The sequence below is a fragment of the Frigoribacterium sp. PhB24 genome (assembly GCF_003755185.1).
Lineage (GTDB): Bacteria > Actinomycetota > Actinomycetes > Actinomycetales > Microbacteriaceae > Frigoribacterium.
Genome location: NZ_RKIC01000015.1, coordinates 34,957 through 49,218 on the forward strand (window position 1 = coordinate 34,957; position 14,262 = coordinate 49,218).

General features: G+C 68.6%; 10 protein-coding genes and 2 tRNA genes. 7 read left to right on the plus strand and 5 right to left on the minus strand.

Annotation, left to right across the window (positions count from 1 at the left end):
* Positions 1-171: 171 nt before the first annotated feature.
* Positions 172-242, minus strand: a tRNA-Gly gene (locus EDF50_RS14420).
* Between the two features lie 152 nt (positions 243-394).
* Between EDF50_RS14420 and EDF50_RS14425 the strand changes: the two genes are divergently transcribed.
* From EDF50_RS14425 to clpX, 5 genes are all read left to right on the plus strand, one after another.
* Positions 395-467 (plus strand) — tRNA-Pro (locus EDF50_RS14425).
* A gap of 62 nt (positions 468-529) precedes the next feature.
* Positions 530-1,852, plus strand: a complete 1,323-nt coding sequence (gene tig, locus EDF50_RS14430; protein ID WP_123520210.1) for a trigger factor — start codon at positions 530-532, stop codon at positions 1,850-1,852.
* Positions 1,853-2,067: 215 nt separating this feature from the next.
* A complete protein-coding gene (locus EDF50_RS14435) occupies positions 2,068-2,655 on the plus strand; it encodes an ATP-dependent Clp protease proteolytic subunit (protein ID WP_043597035.1) in 588 nt (195 codons plus the stop codon).
* Between the two features lie 40 nt (positions 2,656-2,695).
* A complete protein-coding gene (locus EDF50_RS14440) occupies positions 2,696-3,361 on the plus strand; it encodes an ATP-dependent Clp protease proteolytic subunit (protein ID WP_123520211.1) in 666 nt (221 codons plus the stop codon).
* A 209-nt stretch (positions 3,362-3,570) separates the two neighbouring features.
* Entirely contained in the window at positions 3,571-4,851 is a 1,281-nt protein-coding gene (gene clpX / locus EDF50_RS14445; RefSeq protein ID WP_123520212.1) for an ATP-dependent Clp protease ATP-binding subunit ClpX, read from the plus strand.
* Positions 4,852-4,998: 147 nt separating this feature from the next.
* On the opposite strand, the gene EDF50_RS14450 is transcribed toward clpX, so the two are convergent.
* On the minus strand, positions 4,999-7,026 hold the full coding sequence (locus EDF50_RS14450) for a M3 family metallopeptidase (RefSeq protein WP_123520213.1): 2,028 nt from the start codon (positions 7,024-7,026) through the stop codon (positions 4,999-5,001).
* Between the two features lie 34 nt (positions 7,027-7,060).
* Here EDF50_RS14450 and EDF50_RS14455 point away from each other — a divergent pair, with 34 nt between their 5' ends.
* Complete coding sequence (locus EDF50_RS14455) at positions 7,061-7,879, plus strand: methyltransferase domain-containing protein (protein WP_123520214.1); 819 nt, start codon at positions 7,061-7,063, stop codon at positions 7,877-7,879.
* A 6-nt stretch (positions 7,880-7,885) separates the two neighbouring features.
* Here EDF50_RS14455 and EDF50_RS14460 read toward each other — a convergent pair whose 3' ends face one another.
* On the minus strand, positions 7,886-8,143 hold the full coding sequence (locus EDF50_RS14460; protein ID WP_123520215.1) for a hypothetical protein: 258 nt from the start codon (positions 8,141-8,143) through the stop codon (positions 7,886-7,888).
* Positions 8,143-10,761 carry a valine--tRNA ligase gene (valS, locus tag EDF50_RS14465; RefSeq protein WP_123520216.1) on the minus strand — a complete coding sequence of 873 codons (2,619 nt, stop codon included), beginning with the start codon at positions 10,759-10,761 and terminating at the stop codon, positions 8,143-8,145. Before valS ends, EDF50_RS14460 begins: the two co-directional genes overlap by 1 nt.
* Positions 10,762-11,019: 258 nt before the next feature.
* Between valS and proP the strand changes: the two genes are divergently transcribed.
* Positions 11,020-12,558, plus strand: a complete 1,539-nt coding sequence (gene proP, locus EDF50_RS14470; protein ID WP_123520217.1) for a glycine betaine/L-proline transporter ProP — start codon at positions 11,020-11,022, stop codon at positions 12,556-12,558.
* Positions 12,559-12,807: 249 nt separating this feature from the next.
* Here the strand turns inward: proP and EDF50_RS14475 are convergent, their stop codons facing one another.
* Positions 12,808-14,250 carry a phytoene desaturase family protein gene (locus EDF50_RS14475; protein WP_370454001.1) on the minus strand — a complete coding sequence of 481 codons (1,443 nt, stop codon included), beginning with the start codon at positions 14,248-14,250 and terminating at the stop codon, positions 12,808-12,810.
* Positions 14,251-14,262 lie beyond the last annotated feature (12 nt).

Consider the following 14,262-nt stretch of genomic DNA (forward strand, 5'->3'; position numbering starts at 1 on the left):
GCGGAGAAGATTTCATTCAGGGCGCCCACCGGCGCCGACGCCTGCGTGCAGGGCGCGGAGAAGATTTCATTCAGGGCGCCCACCGGCGCCGACGCCTGCGTGCAGGGCGCGGAGAAGATTTCATTCAGGGCGCCCACCGGCGCCGACGCCGGAGGCGTCCAACAAACACAGAGGGGATGACGGGAATCGAACCCGCGTGATCAGTTTGGAAGACTGAGGCTCTACCATTGAGCTACATCCCCGTGAGCGGCCTGGCCGCACGGGTGAGACCAGCATAAGGCATCCGACGAGGTCGCTCCGTCACGGGCCCTCGGTGTCGGCTAGACTCGACGCGGCCTTCACGTACCCGACCTCAACGGGGCTCACGCGTGCAGGCTGGTTCCAGGCTGATACACGGGGCGTAGCGTAGTGGCTAGCGCGTCCGTTTTGGGGGCGGAAGATCGCAGGTTCGAGTCCTGTCGCCCCGACGATCGTCTACCTGCTGTCTCGGATGTGAGTTCAGCGCCACCAACACAGGAGAAGCCCTACATTGGTCCAGACCACGGTTGAGAAGCTCAGCCCCACGCGCGTCAAGCTCAACATCGTCGTCACCCCCGACGAGCTCAAGCCCAGCGTCACGCACGCCTACGGTCACATCGCCGAGTCGGTCAACATCCCCGGGTTCCGCAAGGGCAAGGTGCCGCCGCCCATCATCGACCAGCGCGTCGGTCGTGAAGAGGTGCTCAACCACGCCGTCAGCGAGAGCCTCGACAAGTTCTACCGCGAGGCAGTCACCGAGACCGAGATCCGCGTCCTCGGGCGTCCCGAGGCCGACGTGGTCGAGTGGCCCGACGTCAAGGACTTCTCGGGCGACCTGAAGATCGCCGTCGAGGTCGACGTGCGCCCCGACTTCGACCTGCCCGAGTACGACGGCCTCGAGCTGACGGTCGACACGGTCGACATCACCGACGACGAGATCGCCGAAGAGCTCACGAACCTGCGTACCCGTTTCGGCACGCTGGTCACCGTCGACCGCCCCGCCACCACCGGTGACTTCGCGCAGATCGACCTGACCGCCACGATCGGTGACGACGTCGTCGACACCGCCAAGGGCATCTCGTACGAGCTCGGCTCGGGCGAACTGATCGAGGGCATCGACGAGGCCCTCGAGTCGCTCACCGCGGGCGAGAGCACCACGTTCGAGTCGAAGCTGCTCGGTGGTGACCGTGAGGGTGAGACCGCCCTCATCGCCGTCGACGTCACGGCCGTGAAAGAGCGCGAGCTGCCCGAGGCCGACGACGACTTCGCCCAGATCGCCAGCCAGTTCGACACGATCGACGAGCTCAAGGGTGACCTGAAAGAGCAGCTCGCCAAGTCCAAGACCTTCGGTCAGGGTGCCCAGGCGCGCGACCAGGTCGTCGAGAAGCTGCTCGAGGCCGTCGAGATCCCCGTTCCCGAGAAGCTCGTCGAGGACGAGGTGCACCGTCACCTCGAGCAGGAGAACCGCCTCGAGGACGACGAGCACCGCGCCGAGGTGAAAGAGAGCAGCGAGAAGGCCTTCCGCAACCAGATCCTCCTCGACGCCATCGCCGAGAAAGAGGCCGTGAAGGTCGAGCAGGACGAACTGACGCAGTACCTCATCCAGGGTGCGGCCCAGTACGGCATGGAGCCCGGCGAGTTCATCAAGGTCCTCGACCAGAACGGCCAGATCCCTGCCATGGTCGGCGAGGTCGCCCGCAGCAAGGCCCTCGCGGTCGTGCTCAGCAAGGCGAAGGTCGTCGACGGCAAGGGCGACTCGGTCGACCTGTCCGCCTTCACCGCGACCGCGGGTGTCGGCGACGACGACGACCACGCGGGTCACGACCACGCGTAAGCAGCAGGGTCGGGTCGGCTGACCCGACACGTCGAGAGGGCCGGATGCGTGTGCGCATCCGGCTCTCCGTCGTCCCCGGCGCCGCGCCTCCCGGGCTCTCCGGCACGGTCCCGCGGGCCGTGGCGACGCAGTATCTGCCGTGGGCGAACAGCCCGGAACCCGTGCGTTGGCTCCGATAGATTCGACGACAAGCGACAACGAATGGGAGCTCCACCATGGCCGACGTGACACTGCCCAACAGTGTTTTTGACCGACTGCTCAAAGACCGGATCATCTGGCTCGGCTCTGAGGTCCGCGACGAGAACGCCAACGAGATCGCCGCGAAACTGCTGCTGCTCGCTGCGGAAGACAGCGAGAAGGACATCTACCTCTACATCAACTCGCCCGGCGGGTCGATCACGGCGGGCATGGCGATCTACGACGCCATGGAGTTCGTGCCGAACGACATCGTCACCGTCGGCATCGGCATGGCCGCGTCGATGGGTCAGCTGCTGCTGACCGCCGGCACCAAGGGCAAGCGCTACATCACGCCGAACGCGCGAGTCCTGTTGCACCAGCCGCACGGCGGGTTCGGCGGCACCTCGTCGGACATCCAGACGCAGGCGCAACTCATCCTCTCGATGAAGCGTCGTCTGGCCGAGATCACGGCGGCACAGACGGGCAAGACCGTCGAGCAGATCAACGAAGACGGCGACCGCGACCGCTGGTTCACCGCCGAGGAGGCCCTCGAATACGGCTTCGTCGACCACATCCGCGGCTCGGCCACCGACGTCGTCGGTGGCGCCGGCACCGACCAGGCCTAGGCCCCCGCCCCCTTCGTCAGAACGAGAAAGAGAAGAACTCATGGAACTCCCGATGATGGGTGGCGCGGGTCGAGTGCAGACCCCCGGCTCCCGGTACATCCTGCCCAGCTTCGAAGAGCGCACGGCCTACGGCTACAAGCGCCAGGACCCGTACGCCAAGCTGTTCGAAGACCGCATCGTCTTCCTCGGCGTCCAGGTCGACGACGCCTCGGCCGACGACATCATGGCGCAGTTGCTCGTGCTCGAGAGCATGGACCCCGACCGCGACATCACGCTCTACATCAACTCGCCCGGTGGCTCGTTCACCGCCATGACCGCCATCTACGACACGATGCAGTACATCCGTCCCGAGATCCAGACGGTCTGCCTCGGTCAGGCGGCCTCCGCCGCGGCCGTCCTGCTCGCCGCCGGTCAGCCCGGCAAGCGTCTGGCCCTGCCGAACGCCCGTGTGCTGATCCACCAGCCCGCGACCGGTGGCAGCAGCGGTGGGCAGGCGTCCGACATCGAGATCCAGGCCGCCGAAGTCCTGCGCATGCGCACCTGGCTCGAAGAGACCCTGTCGAAGCACTCCAACAAGTCGCCCGAACAGGTGAACCGCGACATCGAACGCGACAACATCCTGGGCGCCCAAGAGGCCCTCGAGTACGGTCTGGTCGACCAGGTGCTCGGTTCGCGCAAGAACCAGACGGCCGCGCTCACGCGCTGATCACGGCCTGACGACGAAGGCCCCGGGCATCCGCCCGGGGCCTTCGTCGTGCCGATCATCCGTCGACGGGTCGGTCGACCCGACGGTGTCGCGGACGAATGTGCCCGAGCTCCCCGGGTCGGTCCGTGAGTGTCGGTGGATCGGGTTAGGCTCGGTTCACACGACGACCGGTCCCGGTCGATGACCTCAGCCAATCAGGGAGGCCGAGCATGGCACGCATAGGTGAGAGTGCCGATCTGCTCAAATGCTCGTTCTGCGGCAAGAGCCAGAAGCAGGTCCAGCAGTTGATCGCCGGTCCCGGCGTGTACATCTGCGACGAATGCGTCGAGCTCTGCAACGAGATCATCGAAGAGCGCCTCGCCGAGGCCGGTGACGAGCCCACGAGCGAGTTCGACCTGCCCAAGCCACGCGAGATCTACTCGTTCCTCGAAGAGTACGTGATCGGGCAGGACGCAGCGAAGCGCGCACTGTCGGTGGCCGTCTACAACCACTACAAGCGCATCCGCGCCGCCTCGACGCTCACCGCCGCCGAGTCGCTCGCCGACGAGGTCGAGATCTCGAAGTCGAACATCCTGCTGATCGGTCCCACCGGCTGCGGCAAGACCTACCTGGCCCAGACCCTCGCGAAGCGGCTGAACGTACCCTTCGCGGTCGCCGACGCGACGGCCCTCACCGAGGCCGGTTACGTCGGTGAGGACGTCGAGAACATCCTGCTCAAATTGATCCAGGCGGCCGACTACGACGTCAAGCGCGCCGAGACCGGCATCATCTACATCGACGAGATCGACAAGATCGCCCGCAAGGCCGAGAACCCGTCCATCACCCGCGACGTCTCGGGTGAAGGTGTGCAGCAGGCTCTGCTCAAGATCCTCGAGGGCACGGTCGCCTCGGTACCGCCGCAGGGCGGTCGCAAGCACCCTCACCAAGAGTTCATCCAGGTCGACACGACCAACGTGCTGTTCATCGTCGCAGGCGCGTTCGCCGGTCTCGAGGACATCATCTCGAACCGTGCGGGCAAGCGCGGCATCGGCTTCGGCGCCCCGCTGCACAGCAAAGAAGACGAGGCGGCACTGTTCAGCGAGGTGCTGCCCGAAGACCTCCACAAGTTCGGTCTCATCCCCGAGTTCATCGGTCGCCTGCCCGTGGTCACCACGGTCACGCAACTCGACCAGCCCGCCCTGATGCAGATCCTGACCGAGCCCAAGAACGCCCTCGTGCGGCAGTACCAGCGCATGTTCGAGATCGACGGGGTCGAGCTCGAGTTCGACCGCGGGGCCCTCGAAGCGATCGCCGACCTGGCCGTCCTGCGTCAGACCGGCGCCCGCGGGCTCCGCGCCATCCTCGAAGAAGTGCTCGGGCCGATCATGTTCGACGTGCCCTCGGACGACACGGTCGGGCGAGTGGTCGTCACCCGCGCCTCCGTGCTCGAGAACGCGGCGCCGACCATCGTCCCCCGCGTCGTCGAACAGCGGGCCGAGAAGTCCGCCTAGCAGCGACACGCACGACGAAGGCCCCCGCTCGACGAGCGAGGGCCTTCGTCGTGTCGTTGCCATGCGGCCGAGAACGCACCGCGTGTCGTGCCACCCGCGTGGACAAGCCACGGCGTCATGCGCCTCACGCGGTGAGGCGGCGGCGGCTCAGGCGAGGCCGCGACGGACGAGCAGGGGTTCGACTCGAGCGTCACGACCGCGGAAGTCGCGGTAGGCCTCGAGAGGGTCCTTCGACCCGCCGACACCGAGCAGGCGTGAGCGGAAGCGGTCGCCGTTCTCACGGGTCGGCCCGCCGTTCTCCTCGAACCACCGGACGGTGTCGGCGTCGAGGACCTCGCTCCAGATGTACGAGTAGTAGCCGGCGTCGTAGCCGCCGGCGAAGGTGTGGGCGAAGTACGTGCTCGAATAGCGGGTGGGGACCGACGCGAGGTCGAGACCGACCGCGGCCAGCGCCTCCTGCTCGAACGCCTCGACGTCGGCGACGTCCGCCGCCTCGGCGGACGAGAGGGCGTGCCAGGCCTGGTCGAGCAGAGCGGCCGCGAGGTACTCGCTCGTCTCGAAGCCCTGGTTGAAGCCCTGCGACGCGATGAGGGCGTCGACCAGACGCTGGGGCAGCCGCTCGCCGGTCTCGTGGTGGACGGCGTAGTTCGCGAGCACCTCGGGCCAGAGCATCCACATCTCGTTCACCTGGCTCGGGAACTCCACGAAGTCGCGGAACACGTTCGTGCCCGAGAAGGTGGGGTAGGTCACCCGGGCGAGGAGCCCGTGCAGAGCGTGCCCGAACTCGTGGAAGAGAGTCGTCACCTCGTCGAGCGTCAGCAGGGTGGGTCGGCCGGCGGGTGGTTTCGGCACGTTGAGGTTGTTGACGACGACCGCGGGCAGGCCGGTGAGCGCCGACTGCGACACGAGTGGGTTCATCCAGGCACCCCCGCGCTTGCTGTCACGCGTGTGCAGATCGAGCACGTACAGCCCGACCTCGCCGCCGTCGGCGTCCGTGACCTCGAAGACCCGCGCCTCGGGGTGGTAGGCCATCAGGTCGGAGCGCTCGGTGAACCGCAGGCCGTACAGCAGCGCCGCGGCGAAGAAGACGCCGTCGTGCAACACGCGCTCTGCCTCGAAGTAGGGCCGCATCGCCGCCGTGTCGACGTCGTGCTTCTCGGCGCGGACGAGCTCGGTGTAGAAGGACCAGTCCGAGGCCCGGACAGGCCGACCGGCGACGCGCTCGAGCTCGGCCTGTTCGGCGCGGGCGTTGCGGGCGGCCGGAGGCGCGAGTCGCCCGAGCAGGTCGGCCACCGCCTCGGGGCTGCCCGCGGTCTCACCCGCCGTGACGGAGGCGGCGTGCGACGCGAACCCGAGCAGCTCGGCCCGTTCGGCCCGCAGGCGGGCGATCTCGAGGACGAGCTCGCGGTTGTCGTGGTCGCCCCCACGACGTCCGCGTGCGAGCGACGCCTGCATGATCCGCTCGCGCAGGGCCTCGTTCGTCAGGCTCGCCAGGTAGGGGTGGCCGCTGAACAGCACGAGGGTGACGACGTACCGGCCGTCGAGTCCGCGGTCGCGGGCGGCCTCGGCGGCGGCGGCGATCGCCCCGGAGTCGAGACCGTCGAGCTCGGTCACGTCGTCGACCACGACGGCGAGGTCGTTCGTGTCGGCCAGCAGGTTCTTCTCGAAGCGCGTGGTCAGGGTCGACAGCCTGCCGTTGAGGTCGCGCAGGCGGGTCTTGTCGTCGTCGCCGAGGGCGGCACCCGACCGGGTCGCCTCGTCGACGAGGCGCTCGACGAGGTAACGCTGCTCGGCGGTCAGATCGAGCGCGTCCCGGCGCTCGTGCACGCGGCGCAGCCGGGAGAACAGGCGCGGATCGAGCCTGATGGCGTCGGCATGGGCCGCGAGCTGCGGAGCGAGCTCGAGCTCGAGGGCGTCGGTGGCCTCCGTCGAGTCCGACGATGTCTTGTTGAAGAAGACGTGCTCGACGCGGGTGAGCGTGGCACCGCTGCGTTCGAGGGCGGCGACCGTGTTCTCGAAGGTCGGTTCGGCCGGGTCGGTCGCGATCGCCTCGACCTCGGCCAGCTGCTCGACGAACCCGGCGGCGAAGGCGGGACCGTAGTCGTCGTCCGTGATGCTCGCGAACGGCGGCAGGGAGTACGGCAGCGTACTGGGGGAGAGGAACGGGTTCGTCATCAGCCCACACTAGGAGGCGCGCTAGGGTCGCCGCATGAGCGAACGCCCCGAGACGCCCGCCCGGTACACCCATGGTCATCACGAGAGCGTGCTGCGCAGCCACTCGTGGCGGACGGTCGAGAACTCGGCCGCGTACCTCGAGCCGCACCTCGTGCCGGGGGTCAGCGTCCTGGACGTCGGGTCAGGACCGGGGACAATCACCGTCGACATCGCCGGACGGGTCGCCCCGGGCCGGGTGATCGGAATCGACGTCGCCGCCGGCATCGTCGAGCAGGCGACGTCGTTCGCGGTCGAGGCCGGGCTGCACAACGTCCACTTCGAGACGGCCGATCTGTTCGCCCTGCCGTTCGACGACGACGCGTTCGACGTCGTGCACGCGCACCAGGTGCTGCAGCACGTCGGCGACCCGGTCGCGGCCCTCCGCGAGATGCGGCGTGTGACCCGCCCCGGGGGAGTCGTGGCCGTCCGCGACGTCGACTACCACGGCTGCGTCTGGGCTCCCGAGAACCCCGGTCTGGACCGGTGGATGGACGTCTACCAGGCCGTGCACCGTGGTAACGACGGCGAACCCGACGCGGGGAGGCGCCTCAAGGGCTGGGCGCTCGAGGTGGGTTTCGTCGACGTGGCGAGCAGCGCCTCCGTGTGGTGCTTCGCGTCCGACGAGGACCGCACCTGGTGGGGCGACAGCTGGGCGGCCCGGGCGACCGAGTCGGCCTTCTACGCCGACGCGATCGAGAAGGGCGTCGCGACCCCGGACGAGCTGCACGCGATCGCCGATGCATGGCGCACCTGGCGCGACGCCCCGGACGGCTGGCTGATCATGCCGCACGGCGAGCTGCTCGCCCGGGCCTGACCGGGGCTAGTCGTCGTCACCTTCGGCGTCGACGGGCTCGTGCACGTGCGCTTCGCCGGTGACCGCGTCCACCCGGATGACCGTGCCGTCGTCGAGCTCGACCACGGGGCGACGTTCGAGCCAGGTCAGCGTCCAGCGCCACGACGTCGCGTCGACGCCCTGGTCGGCCAGCTCGCGCTCGACCTGGGCGACCGCCCCGAGGACCGGAGCGGGGAGCTCGGCCGGAGCCGCGCCTCCCACGCTCCACCGCGTGCCGAGCTGCATCAGGCACCCGCCGTCGGGGCCGGAGCGGCACCCGCGCCGGCGTCGGCCGGCACCTCGGCGAACACGATGTCGCCGACCGCCAGCTCGTCGCCCTCGGCGAAGGACAGCTCGGCGATCTTGCCGACCGCCGCGAGGTCGCCCGCCGCGAGCTTCACGAGTTCGAGCTGGGCCGGGGGGCCCGAGATGACCGCGGAGGCCACCGGGGTCTTCTGCGAGGCCTTCGCGTCGGACTTCGCCCGTCGCACGAAGATCAGCGCCTGCCCGACCAGGCCGACGAGGCCCGTCGAGGTCTCGCCGTCGGCGAGGCCGAGCTCGGCGACCGACGGCCATGCGGCCCGGTGCACCGAGTCGTCGTGCGTCCACGACCAGACCTCTTCCGTCGCGAACGGCAGGTACGGCGCGAGCAGGCGCAGCAGACCCTCGAGCACGGTCCGCAGCGCGAGCACGGCCGAGGCCTGCTCGGCCGGCGTCGTGGCACCGTAGGCGCGCTCCTTCACGAGCTCGAGGTAGTCGTCACAGAACGTCCAGAAGAACTTCTCGGTCGTCTCGAGCGCCCGGGCGTGGTCGTAGCCCTCGAGCGCCTCGGTGGCGGTCTCGACCACCGCGGCGAACGACGCGAGCAGGTCGCGGTCGAGCGGCTGGGTGATCTCGAACTCGCCCGAGGGCAGCTCGAACGAGTACACGAACTTGGCCGCGTTCAGCACCTTGATCGCCAGACGACGCCCGATCTTGATCTGCTTCGGGTTCTGCGGGTCGAACGCGGCGTCGGTGCCGAGCCGGCTCGACGCCGCCCAGTAGCGCACCGAGTCCGAGCCGTGGTCGTCGAGCATGGCGGCCGGGGTGACCACGTTGCCCTTCGACTTCGACATCTTCTTACGGTCGGGGTCGACGATGAAGCCCGAGATCGAGGCGTTGCGCCACGGGACGACGCCCGACTCGAGCTGCGATCGCAGCATCGTCGAGAACAGCCAGGTGCGGATGATGTCCTGCCCCTGGGGGCGCACGTCGTAGGGGAACACGAGGTCGAAGAGCTCGGGGTCGCGCTCCCATCCGCCGGCCAGCTGCGGGGTCAACGACGACGTCGCCCAGGTGTCCATCACGTCGACCTCGCCGACGAAGCCGCCGGGGACGCCGCGCTGCGACTCGTCGTAGCCGGGGGCCGCCTGTGACGCCGGGTCGATCGGCAGCTGCGCCTCGGTGGGCACGATCACCTGGTCGAAGACCGGGTTGCCGTCACCGTCGAGCGGGTACCAGACCGGGATCGGCACGCCGAAGAACCGCTGGCGCGAGATCAGCCAGTCGCCGTTCAGGCCGTTGACCCAGTTGTCGTAGCGCACACGCATGAAGTCGGGGTGGAAGGCCACCTCGCCGCCTCGTTCGAGCAAGGACCCCTTGAGCTGCTCGTCGCGGGCACCGTTGACGATGTACCACTGGCGCGTCGACACGATCTCGAGGGGCTTGTCGCCCTTCTCGAAGAACTTGACCGGGTGCGAGATCTTGCGGATCTCGCCCACCAGCTCGCCCGACGCGGTCAGCTGCTCGACCACGGACTGCTTGGCGCTGAACACGGTCTTGCCGGCCATCTGGGCGTAGGACGCGCGCCCCGCCTCGGAGGTGATCGCCTCGGGCGCCTCGCTGACGAAGCGGCCGTCGAAGCCGATCACGGCACGGTTCGGCAGCTGCAGTTCGCGCCACCAGACGACGTCGTTGGTGTCGCCGAAGGTGCAGACCATGGCGATGCCCGAGCCCTTGTCGGGCTGCGCCAGGTGGTGCGCCACCACGGGCACCTCGACGTCGAACAGCGGCGACCGCACGGTCGTGCCGAACAGTGCCTGGTAGCGCTCGTCGTCGGGGTGCGCGACGAGGGCGACGCAGGCCGGCAGCAGCTCGGGCCGCGTCGTGTCGATCAACACGTCGCCCTGACCGTCGGTGCGGTGGAAGGCGAGCTTGTGGTACGCCCCGGGCATCTCTTTGTCCTCGAGCTCGGCCTGTGCCACAGCCGTCCGGAACGTCACGTCCCACAGGGTGGGGGCGTCGGCCTGGTACGCCTCGCCGCGGGCCAGGTTGCGGAGGAACGCCTTCTGAGCGATCGCCTGCGAGTCGTCGTCGATGGTGCGGTAGCTCTGCGTCCAGTCGACCGAGAGGCCGAGCTTGCGCCACACGTCCTCGAACTGCTTCTCGTCCTCGACGGTCAGACGTTCGCACAACTCGATGAAGTTGCGCCGCGAGATCGGCACCTGGTCGGCGGCCTTCGAGGACTTGTCGTCGCCGCCCTCGAAGGGGGGCGTGAAGTCGGCGTCGTAGGGAAGCGACGGGTCGCAGCGGACGCCGTAGAAGTTCTGCACACGACGCTCGGTCGGCAGGCCGTTGTCGTCCCAACCCATCGGGTAGAACACGCGCTTGCCCCGCATGCGCTCGAAGCGGGCCTTGACGTCGGTGTGCGTGTAGCTGAACACGTGGCCGATGTGCAGGCTGCCCGACGCGGTCGGCGGAGGGGTGTCGACCGAGAACACGGAGGCGCGGGTCGCGTCGGTGCGGTCGAAGCGGTAGGTGCCGCTCGCCTCCCAGACCTGACCCCAGCGGGCCTCGAGTCCTTCGAGGGCGGGCTTCTCGGGCATCGCTGACGGCATGGTCTTCTCCGGTTCTGTGGACGGCACCGTGTCGGTGGGGAGGTGCCTGGATGTGGGACTGCGACCAGTGTACGCACCCGGGCGAGGCCTCCTCGGGAACGTCCACCGCGCCTCCTGCGCGATGCGGCCACTGCACACCTGCGCACGCTGCACTGGTACTGACATGGCAGTTCTGTTAGGCTCGACCGGTTTTTTGCCGACGCTGGGGTCGACTGCAACCGCCCGACGACCTGGAGGCCTCACCTGATGTCAGCCAAGAAGAACGACAGCAAGAAGTCCGCCCGCCGAACGCTCACCACCGACGACGTCACCGTCGTCGAAGAGGGCCTGCTCAAGCGCGCGGTCAGCGCGGCCGCGCTCGGCAACGCCATGGAGTGGTTCGACTTCGGCGTCTACGCGTACATCACGACGACCATCGCCCAGGTGTTCTTCCCGCCGGGCAACGACGCGCTGAACATCCTGTTCACCTTCGGCACGTTCACCGCCGCGTTCATCGTGCGTCCGATCGGTGGTGCGTTCTTCGGGCCCCTCGGTGACCGCATCGGCCGGCAGAAGGTCCTCGCTCTGACGATGATCCTCATGGCGGCGGGCACGCTCGCCATCGGTCTGATCCCCTCGTACGCGACCATCGGCCTCTGGGCGCCCGTCCTGTTGCTGCTCGCGCGTCTGCTGCAGGGGTTCTCCACGGGCGGCGAGTACGGAGGCGCGGCCACCTTCATCGCCGAGTACTCGCCCGACAAGCGCCGCGGCTTCATGGGCTCGTGGCTCGAGTTCGGCACGCTCGCCGGCTACGTGCTCGGCGCCTCGCTGGTCACCGGACTGCAGCTCGGCATGAGCGAGGAGGCGCTGCTCGCCTGGGGCTGGCGCATCCCGTTCCTGATCGCCGGGCCGCTCGGCCTGATCGGGCTCTACCTGCGCCTGAAACTCGAGGAGACGCCCGCGTTCCAGAAGCAGCAGGAAGAGGCCGCCGGACGCGAGCACGTCAAGGTGCCGTTCGTGAAGCTCTTCGCCGAGAACTGGCGCGCGCTGATCGTCTGCATCGGCCTCGTGCTGGTGTTCAACGTGACCGACTACATGCTGCTGTCGTACATGCCGACCTACCTCACCAACACGCTCGGTCGCAGCGCGACCTCCGGGCTGCTGCTCGTGATCGTCGTCATGGTCCTGATGATGATCGTCATCACGTTCAGCGGGCGCCTGAGCGACCGCTTCGGTCGCCGTCCGGTGCTGTTCGCCGGCTGCGTCGGGTTCCTCGTGCTGTCCTGGCCGGCACTCAAGCTCGTGCAGTCCGAGAGCACGCCCCTCGTCTTCGTCGGCCTCTTGGTGCTCGGCCTCGTGCTCGTCACGTTCACGTCGACCATGCCGTCGACGCTGCCCGCGCTGTTCCCGACGATCATCCGCTACGGCGCCCTGGCCATCGCGTTCAACGTGTCGGTGTCGCTGTTCGGCGGCACCACGCCTCTCGCGACCGAGGCCCTGGTCGTCTGGGCCGAGGGGCAGGGCTTCTCGTGGGCCCACGACATCCCGGCGTTCTACCTGATGGCCGCGGCCGTGATCGGGCTCGTCGCCGTGTGGTTCACCAAAGAGACGGCCAACGAGCCGCTGCTCGGGTCGGGCCCGTCCGTCGCCACCGACGACGAGGCGCGCGAACTGGTCGAGGCCTACGCCGACGAGTCGAGCGAGGTCGCGAAGTCGGACTGGGCGCTCGAATGGGCGCAGTCCGGGCTGATCGACGTGGTCGACCCGAAGGCCGCCGAGGCCGACGCCGCCCGCCGGCGCGGCTGAGATCGCGCCGCCGGGGGCGGTCCGTCCGGGGTCGGCCTCGTTCGCCTCGGACCTTCCGGAACGGCCGAAGTGGGTCCCGCTGACAACGCCCTGGTGAATCCGGATGACGCCGGCGCGGTCACTGGACTCACCCGGTCACCGTCGTCGTAACGGGAAGATCCCGTCGTACCTGGTGCTCGGCGCGATCGCCGCCGAACACGACCGAGTCCGGCTCCGCTCACGGCTGAGAGCACGTCGACCGCCGCGCAACTACCGGGACTGAGCCGCCGTGTCGGGTTCGCGCCCGTGACTACCCCCACGGAGGTCGTGGACGAGTTGCTTGGCTGCACGGTAGCCGCTCATCCCGTGGACTCCGGGTCCGGGGGCTGCAGCTTGGGAGCAGATGTAGACGTTCGGGGCGATGCGCCAGGGGGTACGAGACAGTCGCGGGCGGCCGATGATCTGGCTGATGTTCGTCGCGCCGGCATTGATGTCGCCGCCGACCAGATTCGGGTTCCAGGTCTCCATCCGGTCGGCCGGGGTGCTGGCAGTGGCGATGATCGTGTCGCGGAGACCCGGAGCGAACCGTTCGATCTGTGCGGTGATGTTCTCCGCTTGGTCTTGCCGAGATCCGTTCGGCACGTGGGCGTACGCCCACAACGTGTGCCCTGCCGGTGCTCGCGTGGTGTCGAACAGGGAGGGCTGGGACACCATCACGTACGGGGACGCGGCATGGCGTCCGTTCGCGACGGCGTGCTCGCCGGCGCGGATCTCGTCGGCGCAGCCTCCCAGGTGCACTGTCCCGGCGTGACGGATGTCATCATGCTGCCAGGGGACCGCCTCGGTGAGCGCGAAGTCCACTTTCGCGACGCCGGGCCCGAACCGGAACCGACGGAGGCTGCTCCTCGTCCGAGAGGGCACCTCGTCGCCGGCGATGCGCAGCGCGGCGGGGACGCTGGTGTCCAGGAGCACTGCGGCGACGCCACCCAACTCTGCGAGGGACTGGATCTCCTGCGAGCAGACGATGCGTCCACCGTGTGCGGTGAGATCCTCGACGAGGGCGTCGACGATCGCTTGACTACCGCCGATCGGGATCGGCCATCCCCGACCATGGGCGTACGCTCCGAGTGCAACGGCCACGGCACTGGCAGATGGGCTCGGAAGCGGCTGGATGGCGTGTGCGGCGAGACCCGCGAGCATTGCTTCGGCGGGATCGCTCCGGGACCGGAACCGGCGGAGCGCGATCTTCCCCACTGCCGCCGCGATCGCTACCGCTGCCCGAAGATGCTCACGACCGCCCAACGTCGTGTGGGTGGTGATGTCCGCCACGTGGTCCGCGACCGGCGCGAGCTGGGAGAAGATCCGCTCGTATGCGGAAGAGTCGGCACCCAGTCCTTCGAGTGTGCGGTCCAGTTCGTTGTAGCCGATCCCGGCACGGCCGCCGTCCAAGGGATGCGCATACGCGGCGATCGGGGAAGCGAATCGAACACGATCCGCGAGTCCGAACGCGCGGAAGAACGGCGAATGCAATGCGAGCGGGTGCACCGCGGCACCGAGATCATGCACGAACCCCGGCAGTGTCAGCTCGTCGGAGCGGCACGCACCGCCGGGGCGCGCCGCACGTTCGTACACGACGACCTCCAAGCCGGCCCGGGCTAGCGTCACGGCAGCCGCCAACCCGTTCGGCCCAGAACCCACCACTGCTACGTCCACGAGATCGCTATC